This is a genomic window from Streptomyces sp. Ac-502 (assembly GCF_045222935.1).
Classification (GTDB): domain Bacteria; phylum Actinomycetota; class Actinomycetes; order Streptomycetales; family Streptomycetaceae; genus Streptomyces; species Streptomyces monomycini.
Window position 1 is genome coordinate 9,079,563 of sequence record NZ_JBHFFO010000001.1, and the last position, 16,192, is coordinate 9,095,754.

The 16,192-nt window shown below is 72.9% G+C and carries 15 protein-coding genes and 1 pseudogene; 8 read left to right on the forward strand and 8 right to left on the reverse strand.

The annotated features are described in order from the left end of the window. Positions 1 to 3: 3 nt before the first annotated feature. The 7 genes and pseudogenes from ACEXOX_RS41355 to ACEXOX_RS41385 form a co-directional block, all read right to left on the reverse strand. Positions 4 to 1,194, reverse strand: a complete 1,191-nt coding sequence (locus ACEXOX_RS41355) for a GDSL-type esterase/lipase family protein (protein ID WP_406525807.1) — start codon at positions 1,192 to 1,194, stop codon at positions 4 to 6. 116 nt (positions 1,195 to 1,310) lie between these two features. Beyond that, positions 1,311 to 1,892: a TetR/AcrR family transcriptional regulator gene (locus tag ACEXOX_RS41360; protein ID WP_406525808.1), complete on the reverse strand. Its 582-nt coding sequence runs from the start codon at positions 1,890 to 1,892 to the stop codon at positions 1,311 to 1,313. Between the two features lie 189 nt (positions 1,893 to 2,081). Further along, positions 2,082 to 2,564 carry a DUF3515 family protein gene (locus ACEXOX_RS41365; protein WP_406525809.1) on the reverse strand — a complete coding sequence of 161 codons (483 nt, stop codon included), beginning with the start codon at positions 2,562 to 2,564 and terminating at the stop codon, positions 2,082 to 2,084. Positions 2,565 to 2,627: 63 nt separating this feature from the next. Then, positions 2,628 to 3,377 carry a transposase family protein gene (locus tag ACEXOX_RS41370; RefSeq protein WP_406518867.1) on the reverse strand — a complete coding sequence of 250 codons (750 nt, stop codon included), beginning with the start codon at positions 3,375 to 3,377 and terminating at the stop codon, positions 2,628 to 2,630. 185 nt (positions 3,378 to 3,562) lie between these two features. Further along, a complete protein-coding gene (locus ACEXOX_RS41375) occupies positions 3,563 to 3,730 on the reverse strand; it encodes a hypothetical protein (RefSeq protein ID WP_406526639.1) in 168 nt (55 codons plus the stop codon). Between the two features lie 149 nt (positions 3,731 to 3,879). Continuing rightward, a pseudogene (locus ACEXOX_RS41380) lies at positions 3,880 to 5,217 on the reverse strand (amidase family protein); the annotation flags it as partial. 27 nt (positions 5,218 to 5,244) lie between these two features. Then, positions 5,245 to 5,742 (reverse strand): MarR family winged helix-turn-helix transcriptional regulator, encoded by a 498-nt coding sequence (locus ACEXOX_RS41385; RefSeq protein WP_406525810.1) that lies wholly within the window; start codon positions 5,740 to 5,742, stop codon positions 5,245 to 5,247. A 209-nt stretch (positions 5,743 to 5,951) separates the two neighbouring features. On the opposite strand from ACEXOX_RS41385, the gene ACEXOX_RS41390 reads away from it, so the two are divergent. The 4 genes from ACEXOX_RS41390 to ACEXOX_RS41405 all read left to right on the forward strand — a co-directional run bounded on the left by ACEXOX_RS41390 (position 5,952) and on the right by ACEXOX_RS41405 (position 9,331). Further along, positions 5,952 to 6,863 (forward strand): MFS transporter, encoded by a 912-nt coding sequence (locus ACEXOX_RS41390; protein ID WP_406525811.1) that lies wholly within the window; start codon positions 5,952 to 5,954, stop codon positions 6,861 to 6,863. Next, on the forward strand, positions 6,788 to 7,600 hold the full coding sequence (locus tag ACEXOX_RS41395; protein WP_406526640.1) for an MFS transporter: 813 nt from the start codon (positions 6,788 to 6,790) through the stop codon (positions 7,598 to 7,600). Before ACEXOX_RS41390 ends, ACEXOX_RS41395 begins: the two co-directional genes overlap by 76 nt. Positions 7,601 to 7,736: 136 nt before the next feature. Further along, positions 7,737 to 8,267 (forward strand): DoxX family protein, encoded by a 531-nt coding sequence (locus tag ACEXOX_RS41400; protein WP_406525812.1) that lies wholly within the window; start codon positions 7,737 to 7,739, stop codon positions 8,265 to 8,267. A 113-nt stretch (positions 8,268 to 8,380) separates the two neighbouring features. Continuing rightward, a complete protein-coding gene (locus ACEXOX_RS41405; RefSeq protein ID WP_406525813.1) occupies positions 8,381 to 9,331 on the forward strand; it encodes a DUF5829 family protein in 951 nt (316 codons plus the stop codon). 403 nt (positions 9,332 to 9,734) lie between these two features. Here the strand turns inward: ACEXOX_RS41405 and ACEXOX_RS41410 are convergent, their stop codons facing one another. Next, positions 9,735 to 11,171 carry a DUF4334 domain-containing protein gene (locus ACEXOX_RS41410; RefSeq protein ID WP_406525814.1) on the reverse strand — a complete coding sequence of 479 codons (1,437 nt, stop codon included), beginning with the start codon at positions 11,169 to 11,171 and terminating at the stop codon, positions 9,735 to 9,737. 254 nt (positions 11,172 to 11,425) lie between these two features. On the opposite strand from ACEXOX_RS41410, the gene ACEXOX_RS41415 reads away from it, so the two are divergent. The 4 genes from ACEXOX_RS41415 to ACEXOX_RS41430 all read left to right on the forward strand — a co-directional run bounded on the left by ACEXOX_RS41415 (position 11,426) and on the right by ACEXOX_RS41430 (position 16,157). After that, positions 11,426 to 12,994 carry a prenyltransferase/squalene oxidase repeat-containing protein gene (locus ACEXOX_RS41415; protein ID WP_406525815.1) on the forward strand — a complete coding sequence of 523 codons (1,569 nt, stop codon included), beginning with the start codon at positions 11,426 to 11,428 and terminating at the stop codon, positions 12,992 to 12,994. Beyond that, positions 12,991 to 14,382 (forward strand): cytochrome P450, encoded by a 1,392-nt coding sequence (locus ACEXOX_RS41420; RefSeq protein WP_406525816.1) that lies wholly within the window; start codon positions 12,991 to 12,993, stop codon positions 14,380 to 14,382. Before ACEXOX_RS41415 ends, ACEXOX_RS41420 begins: the two co-directional genes overlap by 4 nt. Positions 14,383 to 14,491: 109 nt before the next feature. Further along, on the forward strand, positions 14,492 to 15,277 hold the full coding sequence (locus ACEXOX_RS41425) for an SDR family NAD(P)-dependent oxidoreductase (RefSeq protein WP_406525817.1): 786 nt from the start codon (positions 14,492 to 14,494) through the stop codon (positions 15,275 to 15,277). Between the two features lie 133 nt (positions 15,278 to 15,410). Then, complete coding sequence (locus ACEXOX_RS41430; protein WP_406525818.1) at positions 15,411 to 16,157, forward strand: class I SAM-dependent methyltransferase; 747 nt, start codon at positions 15,411 to 15,413, stop codon at positions 16,155 to 16,157. Positions 16,158 to 16,192 lie beyond the last annotated feature (35 nt).

The following is a 16,192-nucleotide window of genomic DNA, read 5'->3' on the forward strand; positions in this document are numbered from 1 at the left end:
GCGTCAGGCGCCGCCGTTCCCGTCCGCGAAGGCGCCGCCATCGGTGAAGGCCAGCTTGGCGAAGCGTTCGCCGATCCGGCGGTGGGCGGCGGCGTCCGGGTGCAGGTCGTCGGGGAGCGGCAGCTCGGCGAAGTCCGCCTCGCCGTACAGCTCGCGGCCGTCGAGGTGGTGCAGATGCGGGTCCTCGGCCGCGCGCTGCGCCACGATCCGGGCCAGTTCCTCCCGGATGACGTTCAGAGTCAGCTTCCCGGCCGCGCGTTCCGCCGGGTCGCCGGTGGCCCGGAAGCGCAGCTGCCCGGTGCTCATCGAGGAGAAGTCCGGGGCGCTGGGCCCGGGGGTGTCCTCGTGGATCGGGCACAGGATGGGGGAGACGACCAGCAGCGGGGTGGTCGGGTGGCCCTCGCGGATGGTGTCGAGGAACCCGTGGACGGCGGGCCCGAAGGCGCGCAGCCGCATCAGGTCGGCGTTGACCACGTTGATGCCGATCTTGACGCTGATCAGGTCGGCGGGGGTGTCCCGCAGTGTACGGGCGGTGAACGGGTCGAGCAGCGCGGCACCGGCCAGCCCCAGGTTGACGAGTTCCACGCCGCCCAGGGAGGCGGCCAGCGCGGGCCAGGTCGTGGTCGGTCCGGCGGCGTCGGAACCGTGGCTGATCGAACTGCCGTGGTGCAGCCACACCTTGCGGCCCCGGTCCGGCGCGGGCTCGACGGGGGCGTCGGCGCGCAGGGTGAGGAGTTCGGTCGTCTCGTTGTGCGGCAGCCAGATCTCGACGTCCTTGAGCTCGCCGGACAGGCCGTCGAAGCGCAGGGTGCCGGCCGGGCCGGGCCGGTGTTCGGCGGTACCGGCGGCCATGTCGATGGTCAGCGTGTTGCCGCCCGCGACACTCGCGCGCCCGGCCGGACGGCCGTCGACGAGCAGTTCGTACACGCCGTCCGGACGGGGCGGGACGCCCGTGTAGACCCGCTTGGTGGGCCGGGTGTCCAGTTCGACGACGGTGGCTCGGGTACGGAAGGCCAGCCGTACGCCGGAGGGCTGGGACTCGGCCATGGCCAGTTGCCCGTCGTTGTTCTGCGCGCGGGCCCAGGCGGGCAGCCGGTGCGGCAGCACGCCCTGCTCGGTGTGCTCCACGTCCAGGGCGCCGCGGAGGAGGTCCGCGGTGATGGGGGTGCTGGTCCAGTTGTCGTCGGTGTGCATGGCCTCAACCTGTTGATCGAAGTTTTCGGGGGCGGCGAGTGACGCGGGTGTTCCGGGCGGTCCGTACGGCCCATGTGTCTGTGCGTCCGTGTGTCCGTGTGTCGCGTCGTGTTTCGTCAGGGCAGTCGTGGCGCGGGCCAGTTCCGCAGCAGGGCGTCGAGGGCGTCCAGGACCCGGGTCCAGGTCTCGTCCGAGTCGGGGGCGCTGTGGCTGAACCCGCCTCCCAGCTCCAGGCTGACGTAGCCGTGGAAGACGCTGCCCAGCAGCCGGACCGCGTGTGTCTGGTCCGGCTCCGTCAGGTCGTATCCGCGCAGGATCGCCCGCGTCATCCGGGAGTGCCGGACACCGGCGCTGGCAGCGGCCGTCGCCGGGTCGAGCCGCAGCTGCGCCGCCGCGTACCGGCCGGGGTGCTCGCGTGCGTAGTCGCGGTAGACGTTGGCCAGCGCGGCCAGGGCGTCCTTGCCCGCCCGCCCGGCCAGTGCGGCGGCGCCCCGGTCGGCGAGTTCCTCCAGGGCGAGCAGGGCGATCCGGGTCTTGAGGTCGTGCGAGTTCTTCACGTGCGAGTACAGGCTCGCGACCTTGACGCCGAACCGCCTGGCGAGCGCCGAGACGGTCACCTCCTCGAAACCGGCCTCGTCGGCCAGCTCCGCCCCCGCCTGGGTCAGCCGCTCGGGGGTGAGCCCTACGCGTGGCGCCATGGCCTTCCTCCCATTCAGCTAAACCAATCGAGCTTTTGCCTAATGGAGTATGCACTTGCCTAAAGCTTTTAGGCAAGTGTTCGCGGCGTACCGACGGCGCTTCCGTCCCGCTGGGCGGTGGCTGGGGGAGTCGGCCGACCCGCCGCCTGCGTCGCTGGATGCAGCGGACGTCGTCTGCGGGATCGCCGCCTAAATGCACTTGGATGTCTGCGGGATCGCCTTCACCGTGTCACCGAGGCCGACCAGTGTGTCCCCCGCCGAAGTCGCCGCCTCCGCCGCCACGGTCACTTCGACGGCGGGGTCGCGTCCGTAGGTGATGAGCGTCTTCTTGCTCTCGCCCGATGCGGCGCTCCGCAAGACCCAGTCCACCCCGTTCACGTTGAGGCACAAGTCGGTGGTCGGCCCGGGGGATTTCATGCCGCAGCGAAGAACGACGGTCGAATCTCCCCAGACCGCAACTCCGTCCCCTTTCGCCTCGGTTCGGCCCTCTCTCAGGAGCTGGGGCGGGTAGTGCCGGGCGAGGTCACCGCAGAGGGGGTGGCTCGCGTTCGGCGCGCTCGCGATGTCCGGTGGTGCGGTGAGGAACGAAAAGGCGAGAACTCCGGCCGCGGCGAGGGCGGTTCCGCCCACGGCCGCGGCGGTGACGAGGGTCTTTTTCGACGGTGGAACCACTTCTCGCCACGCCTTCTTCGGTCACACAGGAACTCTTGCCGTGGCGGGCAACATTGAGCCTTTTCAGCGTTGCCGCTCCAGGGTGAGGACAGCCCTGGCGATTGACGTCATTCGATTCGGGCTGCAGCGGGCGTGACGGAAGATCCTCCAGGTCTTCAGCCGGGCGACACCACGCTCGACCGGGACTCTTGTGCGGGCGAGCGCGTGATTGACGGTCTTCTGGGTCAGGGTGAGCTCTTGGCGGGGTCGTCGTTTGACCGCCGTGGTCAGCCAGGGGCCGGCTCCTTGGTAGGCGAGGTCGGCCACGAGTGGGACGCCCTGGCGTCCGCAGATCCTGATGATCCGGTGGGTGCGGGCGGCGGTGAGGTCATGGGTTCGGCCCGGCAGAGCGGGCGAGAGCCACAGCAGCCGTCCCGCCGGATCCGTGACCACCTGCACGTTCACTCCGTGACGCCGGTGCCTGGCCGAGTAGTCCGCCTGGCCGTCGCCGACGCGGTCGCACTCGACAAGAGTCCCGTCGAGCAGGGCGAAGCCGGGATCGCTCTCCCGCAGGACCTTGAGCAGGCCCGGCGCACGGACGGCGAGCAGAGTGATGACGGCGCCGACGTAGGCGTGAGCGGTCCCGACGGAGATGCCGAAACCGGCCGAGAGCTGGGCAAGCGTGTCGTGGCGGCGCAGGTACACCAGACCGATCAGGGCACGCTGGTGCGGCGGGAGCTTGCACCGGCGGTCACCTTCGCGGGTGACGATGAGCATCGTGACCCACTCGACCACGGCGTGCGGCAAGTCGAGTGCGGCAGGATAAGGAACCAACGAGGCACCTGCGCTGTTGAGTCGAGACGTCGAACACCTCCCTCACGGCACAGGTGCCTCGTGCGTTGCGCACCGCCTCACCATCACCCGATCAGTGGGCAAACTGAAAAGGCTCATTAATGGCTGTTCAGGGGGAAATTCCCATAAGGCCGGTAAGGCTGGTAAGGCGGGAGAGCTGAGCCGGCTCATGCCCTCCGGGTCGGCGGCCGGCCGGGCCCGGGCAGGTGCCCCGCGAGCTGCTGTGCCATGGCGACGAGTGTGCGGTCCGCCAGGTAGGGGCCGATGAGCTGGACGGCCAGCGGCAGCCCGTCGGCGGTCCGGCCGGCCGGGACGACCAGGGACGGCAGACCCACCAGGCTCGCCAGGTTGAGCCAGCTGGTCTGGTCGAAGAAGGGCGCTTCGCGCCGTCCACCGTGATGAAACGCTGCGGCGGCGCGGTGCCGGTCTGGTCGGGCACGGCCGCCGTCGGTGCGGCCGGGGTGATCAGGACGTCATGGTCGGCGAAGTAACCGGCCCACGCGGCCCGGAGCTGCTGCCGTGCCTCGTCGGCGACGCACCAGTCCCGGTGCCGCATCGTCCGGGAGCGCGGGAACTGGCCCGCTGGGTCGTCGGCGGGGATCTTCTCCGCGGCCGCCACCTCGGCGGCGAACGCGCTGTCCGTGGCGGTGGCGGAGCCCGTCGCGAACAGGAGCCGCTGGAACAGCGTGTTGCTCTCGGCGAAGTCGACGGGCCGGGTGGCGTCGTCGACGCTCGCGCCGACGGAGCGCAGCAGCGCGGTGACCTGACCGAGGAGCGCGCGGGTCTCGGCATCGACGCGGCAGTAGGCGTCGTCCGCCCAGACGCCGACGCGGTACTGGGCCGGCTCGCTCTTGGCCGGGGCCGGGAGGGTGATCGTCCATCCGTCCCGGTCGGCGGGGGCGGGTGCGACGAGTACGTCCAGGAGGAGGCCGAGGTCGTCGGCCGTACGGGCCATCGGGCCGAGGGTGAGCATGTCGCTGCTGGTGGCCCAGCCGGGCGGGCGGGGGATGTGGCCGCGGGTGGGTACGACCGGCGCGGTGCCGCGGGAGGTCCGCAGCGCGTGGACACCGCAGTACGCGGCCGGCAGGCGGAGCGAACCGGCGAGGTCGGAGCCGACTTCGAGGCTGGTGAGGCCCGTGGCGACGGCGGCGGCCGAGCCACCGGAGGAGCCGCCCGCGGTCCTGGTGGCGTCGTACGGGTTGTCCGTCTTCCCGAAGAGGGGGTTCGACGTCTGGATGTCCTGGCACATGACCGGCACGTTCGTCTTGCCGACGAGGACGGCGCCGGCGGCACGCAGGAGGGCGACGGCGTCGGCGTCCCGGTCCGGTATGTGGCCGGAGAGGTCGGGGGAGCCGCTGGTCGTGCGCAGGCCCTCCGTCTCCAGGGCGTCCTTGACCGTCATCGGGAGCCCGTGCAGCGGCCCGAGGGGCCGGCCGGTCTCGGCGAGGTGCCGGTCGGCCCGGTCGGCGGCGGCGCGTGCGGCATCGGCGTCGAGGGTCACGATGGCGTTGACGTGCGGGTTGACCTGCGCGATGTGCCGGAGGTACTGCTCCAGGAGGTCACGGCTGCTGATCTCGCGTCGGCACAGTGCGGCGACCTGGTCGCGGGCGGGCGCCAGGTGGAGCGCGCCGGCATCGGCCTTCAAGTCGTCGGGCCGGGGTCGCGGGGAGGAAGGGGCGGTCGCGGCAGCTGGTGTGGTGATGCCGGTGGAGGCGGTGAGCAGGGTGCGGCGGGGAATCACGTGGGGGCTCCTGATGCGGTGCTCGGTGCTGACGGGGTGTGAGTACTGGGTGTGGGGGCGTCGGCCGGGACAGTGAGGCACCCGGAGGGCAGGGAAGTGCCCCCAGAGTCAGGAGGGCCGCTGCCCCGAGCCGGGCTCCACTGCCGGACGGGCGTCCAGCACCGGCCGGGCGTCCAGGTTCTCCCGCAGTCGGCGCAGCACCGAGAGGGCGACGTGCAGGTCCTCGGGCGGAATGTCTCCGGCCAGGTGCTCCAGCCAGCGCTGTTCCAGGGGGCGCAGATCGTCCAGAGCCTGCCGTCCGCCCGGGGTGAGTTCGACCAGCGGGCTGCGCTGGTCCTGCGGGTTGGGGCGGGTCGTCACGACGCCTTCGGCCCGTAGGCGGTCGACGGTCTGCTGGACCGCCTGGCGCCGCAGTCCTCGTTCCCGGGCCAGGCGGGCCACCGTCGACGGCCCGTCCAGCAGCAGCCCCGCCACCTGCCAGCGTGCCGAGGTCAGTCCCGCGTGGGCGGAGAGCCAGTCCCCTTCGCGCAGCAGGCGGCCGTTGACCGCGAAGACCTCGGCGGTCACCTCGACCAGGGCGTCCACGTCGGGGGGAGAGGAATCCATGGCCACAGCGTAGATCCCCGGCCTTGCGCGGCGTTCCGCGCCTCCTGGTCCGGCCTGCCGGATCGTCTCCTCCCGAGAGAACGACAAGGACTTGTCGAAACTCGCTCCGGTGATTACGCTCGGCGTCCGGCCGGGGCGCCGACCGCGAGCCGGCAGGGTGCGGGCTGCGCGGACGGTGCCGTGACCCCCGGCCTGGAGAGTGAGGAACCGTGTCATCCGCGCAACCGGGCACCGCCGGCGAGGCGGCCCAGGCAGGCGGGACGTTCACCCACCGGCAGATGGTGACGGCCATGTCGGGGCTGCTGCTGGCCGTCTTCCTCGCGGCACTGGACCAGACGGTCGTCGCCACCGCGATGCGCACCGTCGCGGACGACCTGCACGGCCAGACCGAGCAGGCGTGGGCGACGACCGCGTATCTCATCGCCTCCGTGCTGGCGATGCCCTTCTACGGCAAGCTCTCCGACATCCACGGGCGCAAGCCGATGTACCTGGTCTCGATCGCCGTGTTCGTCATCGGATCGGTCCTGTGCGGTACGGCCGGGTCGATGACCGAACTCGCCCTCTACCGGGCGGTCCAGGGGCTGGGCGGCGGCGGGCTGATGTCCCTGCCCACCGCGGTCGTCGCCGATCTGGCGCCGGTACGGGAACGCGGGCGCTACTTCGCCTTCCTTCAGCTGGCCTGGGTGGCGGCCAGCGTCGTCGGTCCGCTGGCGGGCGGGGCCTTCGCGGAAGCCGGGGCGGTCTTCGGCGTGGCCGGCTGGCGCTGGGTGTTCCTGCTGAATGTGCCGCTGGGGCTGCTGGCCCTGGTCACCGTACGCAAAGCCCTCACCCTGCCGCACGAGCGCCGCGCACACCGGATGGACGTACTGGGCGCCGCGGCGCTGGCACTGTTCCTGGTACCGCTGCTGATCGTGGCCGAACAGGGCCGGTCCTGGGGCTGGACCGCGCCGGTCTCCTCGTCCTCTTCGCGCTGGGCGCGGCCGGACTGGCGCTGTTCATCTCCGTCGAGCTGCGGCGCGGCGACGAAGCCGTACTCCCGCTCCGGCTGTTCCGGCGGGGCGGCATCGCCCTGTGCTCGGCGGTCAACTTCACGATCGGGGTCGGCATCTTCGGTACGGTGACCACCCTGCCGCTGTTCCTCCAACTGGTGCAGGGACGGGCCCCGACCGAGGCGGGGCTGGTGGTCATCCCCTTCATGGTGGGCACCATCGCCTCCCAGATGGTGTCCGGCAAACTCATCGCGGCCTCGGGCCGGTTCAAGAAGCTCGCCGTCGTGGGCCTGGGCTCCATGGCCGGAGCGCTGCTGACCCTCGCCGCGGCCGGCGCCACGACGCCGATGTGGGGCATCGTCCTGATCGTCGGCTGGCTGGGCACCGGCATCGGGCTGTCCCAGACGGTCATCACCCTGGCCATGCAGAACGCGGCGCCCAAGAGCCAGCTCGGGGTGGCGAACGCCGCGTCCGGCCTGTGCCGGCAGATCGGCGGTTCCACCGGCATCGCGGTCCTGTTCTCCGTCCTGTTCACGGTGGCGCTCGGCCGGCTGGCCGACCTGCTGCACTCCGGGCGTTTCGCGGGCCTCCTCACGGACCCGGCGGTCACCGGGGACCCCGCCAATCACCGCTTCCTGGCCATGGTCGAATCGGGGCGTGGCACGGGCATCGACCTGGACGACACGTCCCTGCTCCACGGCATCGACACCAGGCTGGCTCAGTCGGTCACCGAGTCCTTCGCGCACGGTTTCCACGTCGTCTTCCTCGTCGCCGGAGCCGTGCTGCTGGCCGGTTTCGTCCTCACCTGGTTCCTGCGCGAACTCGACGACGGCACTCGGACGCCGGAGCGCGCGCGGGCAGTCAAGTAGGCCACGCTGAGGGGCGGGGTCCCCTCCGCGACCCGTCACCCGAACGGCCGAGTGGGCAAGCCCGTGGCGCTCCGGGGGAGGGACGATGGGCACGCGGGAGGGGACCGTCCCTGTCCGGCTGCCCCGGGAGCCCATCGTGACCTGTTTCGACCGACGTGATCTCGGCCTGCTGCTCCTGCGTGCGGGGGCCGGCGGTGTGCTGGCCGCGCACGGCGCGCAGAAGCTCTTCGGCTGGTTCGGCGGAGGCGGTATCGAGGGCACCGGCCAGTTCATGGAGTCCGTCGGCTACACGCCGGGCAAGGCCAACGCCACGGTCGCCGGGCTCACCGAGGCCGGCGGTGGCGTCCTGCTGGCGCTGGGGCTGGCCACCCCCGCCGCCGGCGCGGCCGCGGCGGGCGCGATGGCGGGTGCCGCCGCCGTCCACGCCCCGAACGGGTTCTTCGCGCAGAGCGGCGGCTACGAGCACCCGGCCTTCCTCGGGCTGACGACGATCGGACTGGGCATCGCCGGGCCCGGCCGGATCTCCCTCGACCACGCGCTCGGCCACTCCGTCAACCGCGGCTGGATGGTCCCGGTGGCCCTCGCGGTGACCGGGGCGGCCACGGCGCTGGTCGTGGGCGCGCGCAACAAGCGGGCACGGCAGGTGGCGGAGGACGGGCAGGGGTGACGTCTGCCGTGTGATCACGGCCGGGGCCGCCGCCGCGTTCAGGGAGCATCGTTTTTGCGACGTCCTGATCGGACCGGCAGTGTCCGTGTCGTCCTCCGCCTACGCTCGCCCGCATGCTGCTTCGCCGGATGTCGCGCCTGGCCGTGACCCTCGCCGTGGTCCTCACCGCCGCCCTCACCGGGGCGGCCGAAGGGAGCGCCGGTACGGCGCGTGCCGCGACGGCCGCGCCGCGGACGGGCCGGCAGTTGTTGTTCTACAACCATGCCTACGGAGTGCTCGACCGGGCGACCGCCGACGCGATCGAACACTCGGCGTACCTGCGCGACTTCGCCGACTTCGAGGTCCGTACCACCACGGGCAGCGGTGGCGAGAGCTGGACCGGCCGCTATCTGAGGGGCCGGGAGACCTACCTCGAACTGTTCGGGGTGGGGGATCTGCCCGGCCAGAGCGGCGCCCTCGGCTCCACGGGGACGGGAGTCTCCGTGGAGCGCGCCGGCGACCTGGCGAAGGTGATCGGGCGGCTGAAGGAGGAGGGGGTCGCCGAACCCGTCGAGTTCCGGCAGACGCGGGACTTCGGCGACGGCGCCCCGGTGCCGTGGTTCGACGGAGCCTTCACCACGCTCCAGTACGACGTCTTCGCCGCCTGGGCGATGGAGTACCGGCCGGAGTACTTCGCCGACCCGCGCGGCAGGACGGGACCTGCCCGGTACCCCGGTGACGTCGGCCGCGAACGCTATCTGCCCGATGCCTACCGGGACCACCTGATGCGCGACGTGACGTCCGTGCGCCTCGCGGTCACCCGGCGGGACATCGCCAACACGGTCCCGCTGCTGCGGGCGGGCGGGTTCGTCGTCCGGCAGGCGGCCGACGGAGGCGTCGTCGCCCAGCGTGGCGGCACCCGCATCCGGTTCGACGCGGTCCCGCTCGGCCAGGCGGGGCTGCGGCAGGTCACGTTCGCGCTCAACCGGCCGGTCGAGCAGCGGCACGAGGAACGGATCGGCCGGTCGGCCCTCGTCGTCGGCCCGGGTGCGCACGCGGTATGGAATTTCGGCGCCCCGGAGTAGAGCCGCGCGCCGCTGCTCGCGGAGCGGCGGCGCCACCTCGAAGAGCACTGCCGGGAGGCGGCGGCCGACCGTCAGGTCCGCCATGACGAGCTGCGGGCGCAGCTGGCGCGACAGTTGCCGGACTGGGACGTGCCGCCCGTGACCGGCGGAACGACCCTGTGGGTGCGCCTGCCGCACGGCGACGGGGACTCCTTCGCGCAGACGGCCTTCCGCCACGGCGTCGTCGTGCTGCCCGGCCGGGGACTGGACGCCTCGGGAGGCAGCGGGAATTCCTCCGCATCCCCTTCTTCGCCGGCGCCGACCGGCTGGCCGAAGCGGTACGCCGGCTGGCGGCCGCCTGGCACGACCACGGCGGCGGGGGCGGTGCGGGCGTCCCGGCGCCCCGGTCATCGGCGGCCCGACGTCAGTCCCGTAGCTCGGTGTCCGGTACGCGCGTGAGGTGGAAGTAGAAGTCTTCCGGATCGCCCTTCTTGTCCATCACGCACAGCAGGACGTCGTCGGTGAGACGGCGGAAGTGGTCGATGATGGGCAACTGGTCGTAGACCATCGCCGCGGACTGCTTGCCGCGGTGGACGACCTCACGCAGCGAGGCCAGGCCCATCTCCGTGTATGAGTAGACCGTGCCGTCCTCGTCGCGGCAGAGCAGCGGTTCCACGTGGTCGGCGTCGACGAACCGTTTGCCGTACCACCGCATCTTCGCCAGCATCGCGGCGTTCTCGCTGGTGTGCTCGAAGGCACCGCCGCGCCATGTGCCGAGCAGGTCCCCGGTGCCGACGGGCTCCAACCGGTCGAAGAGGTCCGCGAGTTCCGCGGTGTCGTACGTGCCTCCGGACGCGACGGCGTCCAAGACTTCCTGCTCGGTACCCATGGGCGGGGCCTCCTTCGGCCGGGGGACGGGCGGGGCGGGCGCGGTACTGCCCGGCAGCGGAGGGGAGGTGGTCCGGCCGGGCCGTACGGGGTCGAAGCGGTGGTACATCCGTGCGTGCCAGATCACCACCTGCTCCAGCGCCACCGCGGAACCGTACCCGGCCGTGCTGAGCGGAGCCAGGGTCCGCAGGCAGCTTTCCAGCCCCGCGTCGGCCCGCTCGTACGCCTCCCGTTCGGTCAGGCCGAGGGCCAGGGCGTCCGGCTTGCCCTCGGCCTGCTCCCGGTGGTGGCCGCGGAGGTCGTTGAGCAGGCGGATCGCGATCGCGGCCTCGTGCAGCGCGGTACGCAGCACCGGCAGGCTGCGCCCGGCCGGGTCCGGCTCGTCCAGAAACGCCCACAGGGCGGTGACCTGCTGTTCGATGCCGATGCTCCAGGCGCCGTGCCGCAGGTAGTCGGCCAGCGGGGGCGCCGCGCCGCCGGCGGCCGCCGTCCGGGCCGTCTCGTGTTCGTACCGCATGCCGGTCAGGGTCTGATGCATGCTTTCCCGCCACATGGCGACGCGTTCGGGCCGTCCGCTTCCGTCCACGTCCCGGACGATCTCGGCCAGAGCGCGCGCCACGGGATCGTCGCTGCCGTCGTCGTGCCCGTCGAGGATCCGGTGCCAGTCGTCGACGCGGGCCGCGGGCCAGTCCGGGCCCGGCGTGCCGGGCGCTCCGGGCGCGTCCAGGACGTTGTCGATCGCCATCAGCCAGACCGTCAGCCGGGACATCCGCAGACAGGTTTCGGGCGGCAGCCACGGGGTGAAGAACGCCGTCTGCAGGCACATGAGGGGGACCAGCGCGGTGTCCACGGGTAAACCGAGCTTTTTGAGCCAGTTTTCCAGTCTGGGCATGTTCTGCAAGGCGGCGGAGCATGTGTCCGCCATGGAGACGATCTCCCGGGGAAGGTGGCCGGCCGGCCGTGAGGTGTGCACGCCGCCAGGCTACGTCGCGCGGGTCCGGACGCGGTCCGCCGCCCCGCGTCCCGACGTGCCCCGGAGCCGCCGCGCACGGCCGGGCCGCCCGGTCGTTCCCCGGCCGCTCAACAGTACGCGGGACCGGCCGTCGCGTTGACGGCGTGTACGCACCAAGTACAGGCGGGACCACCAGAAATCGAGGCAAGATGTCAGCAGGACGCGTGTTACCGCACCTACCGGTCGCCCGCTTGTCGCCCACGCTCGTACCACGGGTGAACCGTTCCCTCGCCCTTGCCACCCGGCACGCCCTCACCACGCAGCGGGACAACGGCTCATGGCTCGCCACCCCCGACCCCCGGATCACCGAGACCGCGCTGTGCACGCTGGCCCTGGCGCGGTCACCCCAGCCCGGCGCCGGTCACGCCGCCGAACGGGGCCGGGCCTGGCTCGCCGCCGGGGCCGCCCCGCAGGACCATCACCCGGTGGCCCGTGCCGTGGAAAGCGCGCTGCTGTCCCTGGCGCTGGGCACCGACGAGCCGGTCGACGTCAGCCACCCCGCCTTCGAGGACCCGGCGTTGTCGGCCCGGGCCCGGCTCCTCCAGGTCCTCGCCCTGCACACCGGCCGGACGGTCCGCGGCGGCGCCGGACCCGACGCCCTGCGTACGCGGCTGGCCACCGCGGTCGCCGCTCCGGGACGGCTCAAGCGCTGGTCGCGCGTGGAACTCTGGTCCGCGCACGCCCTCGTGGCAGCCCACTTCGGGGACCGGCGGGCCGCCCTGTACGCCGCCCGTACGATCGCCGACCAGCAGTCCCCGGCGGGCGACTTCTTCGCCAATCCGGTCACCACGGCCCTCGCGGGGCTCGCCCTCCAGGCCGCCGCTCCCGGCACCGCCGCCGCCCGCCGCTGCACGGAGTACCTGCTCACCAGCCAACACGCCGACGGCACCTGGCGCTTCTCCACCAGCGACGTCTGGGACACGACGCTGGCCGTACGCGCCTTCCGGGGCGCGGCGGACTTCGACCGCCACGCGCTGCCCGCCGCCGTCGGATACCTCGTCGCGGCACAGAACCCGGACGGCGGCTGGCCGTACCGCGCGGGCGTCGAGTCCGACAACGACACCACCGGGGCCGCCCTGATCGCCCTGCACGGCGCGAGCGGCGCTCCCGGCGGGGTGATCCGGGCCGGGGTGCGGCACCTGGCCCGGCAGCAGCGGGACGACGGGCTCTGGCGAACCTGGCAGTCCGCCGGAGATCCCCCGGTGGACGACGTGATCGCCCACGTCGTCACCGCGCTGGCCTGCCACTCCGGCCGCCACCGCGTGGACTTGAGCACGGCACGCGCCTGGCTCACCGAACGCCTCGACGGCCAGGGACGCTGGCACGCCGGCTGGTACCGGGGCCTCGCGTACGCGACGGCCGAGGCCCTGCCCGCCCTCGACGCCTCCGCATCGCCGGACGGCCATCCCGCCGCCCGCGCGCTGGCCGAAACCCGTAACCCCGACGGCGGCTGGCCCGTCGAGGCAGGCGGTCCGAGCACCCCCGCCGCCACCGGCCTGGCACTCGCAGCCCTGGAGCGGGGCGGCCTCCGCGACGAAGCCCTCTGGGCGCCGGGCCTGGCCTACCTCGTGGAGACCCAGCGCGACGACGGCACCTGGCCGGGCGTACCGCTCATGTACGGCCCGCGGCCGCTCCTCACCCACTTCCCCACGCACACCCACGCGTTCACCGTGGAGGGCCTCTTCGCCGGGCAGCGCAGGCTACGCGCCGCCGCGCGAGGCGGCTGCCTCCGGCCGCACGGGGAGGAACTGTCCTGCGGCCGGACGGGAGGAGGGCCGACGTGAACAGGAGCGGTGCACGACCGGCCGCGCGCCCCGCGCGCACCTCCGCCGACGCCCCCGCCGGAGCGCCCGTCGCCCCCGGCCGGGTACCGCTGGCCGGGCACGCCCTGCGATTCCACCGGGACGCCCTGCGCTTCGTCCGTGAGCAGCGGCACCACGGGCCGGTGACGAAGGTCTACATCGGCCCGCGGCCGGTGCACGTCGTCAACTCCGGCGAGCTGGTACGGGAACTGCTGACCGCCCAGGCCCGTTCCTTCGACAAGGGCGCGATGTTCGACGCCCTGCGCGTCCCGCTGGGCGACGGGCTGATCACGGCTGCCGGGGACCGCCATCTCCGCCACCGCCGTACGTTGCAGCCCGCCTTCCACCACGACCGGATCGCCGGCTACGCCCGCGTCATGTCCGAACGCTCCCTGGCGCGGGCCGCCGCCTGGGAACCCGGCACCCCGCTCGACCTGGTGCCGGAGATCCACCGCCTGACCCTCGACATCCTGCTGCGCACCCTCTTCGCGGACCCCCAGGACCCCGAGCTGCGCGCGGCCGTCAAGGACTGGCTGACCGTCAAGTACCACTCGATGCGCCTCGCCCTGTCGCCCCTGCACGCCTGGGCGCAGCGCCTTCCGCTGCTGCCGGGCTGGCGGCCGCCGGACGCCGGCCCGCTGCGCAGGCTGGTGGCCGTCCAGCAGCGGATCATCGACCGTTACCGTGCCGACGGCCGGGACCGCGGCGACCTGCTCTCCATGCTCCTGCTCGCGGGCGGCCCGGAAGGCGCCCTGACCGACACCGAGGTGACCGACGAGCTGATCACCCTCTTCCTGGCCGGCACCGGCACCGTCAGCGCCTCGTTGGCCTGGGCGCTCTACGAGATCTCCCGCCGCCCCGACGTCCAGCGGCGCCTGCACGAGGAGTTCGACACCGTCCTCGCGGGACGGCCGCCCGGCTTCGAGGACGTGCCCGCACTGGTCCGCACACGGCAGGTGCTGACCGAGACACTGCGGCTGCACCCGCCGTCGTGGCTGCTGATGCGCCGCGCCGTACGGCCGGTCACGCTCGGCGGCGTACGGCTCGCCCCGGGCGCCGAGGTGTTCTTCAGCCCGTACGCCCTGCACCACGACCCGCGACTGTACGAGGACCCCGACCATTTCCGCCCCGACCGCTGGCCGGCGGACGCCGGCGCGAAGCCGCCGCGGCACACCTACCTGCCGTTCGGCGCGGGCAGCCGGCTGTGCATCGGCGAGGACTTCGCCTGGACGGAACTGACCCTGGCGGTAGCCGCGTTCACTGCAAACCGGCGTCTGGTTCCGGTCTCCGACGTGCCCGTACGGCCCCTGGTCGGCACCGTCCTGCGTCCGGACCGGCTGCCGCTGACGGCGCACGCCCGCACCATCTGACCGTATCCGCCGCTCTCCGACCGCACCTGTCCCTTGCCGGTCACCCCAGCCCTCTCCACCGCATCCCACCACCTCCGCCTCGCACCCGCCCCACCCAGAGGAGCCGCACATGTCGACGCCCCTGCACACGCCCGACGACGAAACCCTGCCCGGACGGCTGCGGGACCGGGTCGCCCTGGTGACCGGCGCCGCCTCCGGAATCGGCGCCGTGTGTGCGGAGCGGCTGGCCGCGGAGGGCGCCGTGGTGGTGGCGGCGGACCTCGACGAGGACGGTGCCGCCCGGGTGGCCGGACAGATCACCGCGGCCGGCGGCACCGCCCTGGCCCGCCGGGTCGACGTGACCGACCTGGACAGCGTCACCGGCGTCGTCAAGGAGGCCGCCACCCTGGGCGACGGCCTGCGCATCGCGGTCAACAACGCCGGGATCAGCGGCCCCCTCACGCCGCTGGCGGAGCTGTCACCCGCCGATTTCGACACCGTGACGAAGGTGAACCTCTACGGCGTCTACTACGCGATGCGCTGCCAGCTCCCCGCGATGGCCGCGACCGGCGGCGTCATCGTCAACCTCTCCTCCATCGCCGCCCATTCGGCCTTCCGCGGCCACGCCGCCTACGCGGCGGCCAAGCAGGGCGTCCTCGCCCTGACCCGGACCGCGGCCCGCGAGTACGCGAACCACGGCATCCGGGTCCTGTCCGTGTCACCGGGCGTCGTCGGCACCCCGATGGTCACCTCGCTGCCGCCCGGGAGCACCGATCACCTCATCGCGTCCGTCCCGTTGCAGCGCACCGCGGAGCCGGCCGAGGTCGCCGCGCTCATCGCGTTCCTGGTGTCCGACGACGCCTCGTACATGACCGGCAGCGACCACGTGGTGGACGGCGGGTATCTCGCCAAGTAGGGCGTAAATCGCTGGCGATGGTGATCTCACGGCACCTACCCTGCGTCGGCGGTCGCCGCCGTCACCTCGCGGCAGCGGCCCTCGGCTCCGGTCCGCGAAGTCGATCCCCCACCGAAAGGGCCGGCGAACGTCCGTGCACCCAGCTGACTTCTACACCGGCCTCGTCGCCGAGTCCTTCGCCCCGTTGCGGTCGTTCTCCCCGGATCCCGAGAGCTATGCGGCCTTCCTCCGCGAAGTGGGCCGCCCGGCCCTGGAACTGGGCTGTGGAGACGGTGATCCGCTGCTCGCGCTGCGCCGCGCCGGGCTGGACGTCGAAGGCGTCGACTCCTCCGCCGACATGCTGGAACGCTGCCGCCGCCGGGCCGACGCGGCGGGCCTCATCGTCACCGTCCACCACCAGCGGATGGAAGCGCTCAGCCTGTCACGCCGGTTCCAGGCGGTCTTCCAGGCCGGGCCGACCTTCAACCTGCTGCCGGACGACAGCGTCGCGGCGGCCGCTCTGCACGGCATCCGCCGTCACCTGGCCGACGACGGCACCGCGCTGATCCCGCTGCACGTCCCGCCGCCGACCCCCGCCGACCGGATCGGTCAGGTCCGCACCGCCCCCGCCGACGACGGCGCCGAGCTGCGGTGCTCCATGGTGTCGGAGGAGCGCGACGAGATCGCGCGCACCAGGACCGCCGTGCTGCGCTACGAACGTCACGGCCCCGACGGGCCCACTGTCGTGGAACGTCCGTGGCTGCTGCACTGGTACACCCGCTCCGGCTTCGAGAAGCTCGCCGCCGGGGCCGGGCTGCGTACGGTGTCGGTGACGGACGCGGACGGCGCGGCCGTGGAGGGCGACGCCCCGGACATGGTCTTCCGTCTTCGCGTCGCCTGATGCTCCCGCGCCTGCCGGGGTCTCCGGCGCGGCCG

Excerpts from the sequence above, each read along its gene's own strand:
- ACEXOX_RS41355 (WP_406525807.1), bottom strand. The coding sequence starts at position 1,194 with ATGCACACCGACGACAACTGGACCAGCACCCCCATCACCGCGGACCTC.
- ACEXOX_RS41360 (WP_406525808.1), bottom strand. The coding sequence starts at position 1,892 with ATGGCGCCACGCGTAGGGCTCACCCCCGAGCGGCTGACCCAGGCGGGG.
- ACEXOX_RS41385 (WP_406525810.1), bottom strand. The coding sequence starts at position 5,742 with ATGGATTCCTCTCCCCCCGACGTGGACGCCCTGGTCGAGGTGACCGCC.
- ACEXOX_RS41405 (WP_406525813.1), top strand. The coding sequence starts at position 8,381 with ATGCTGCTTCGCCGGATGTCGCGCCTGGCCGTGACCCTCGCCGTGGTC.
- ACEXOX_RS41425 (WP_406525817.1), top strand. The coding sequence starts at position 14,492 with ATGTCGACGCCCCTGCACACGCCCGACGACGAAACCCTGCCCGGACGG.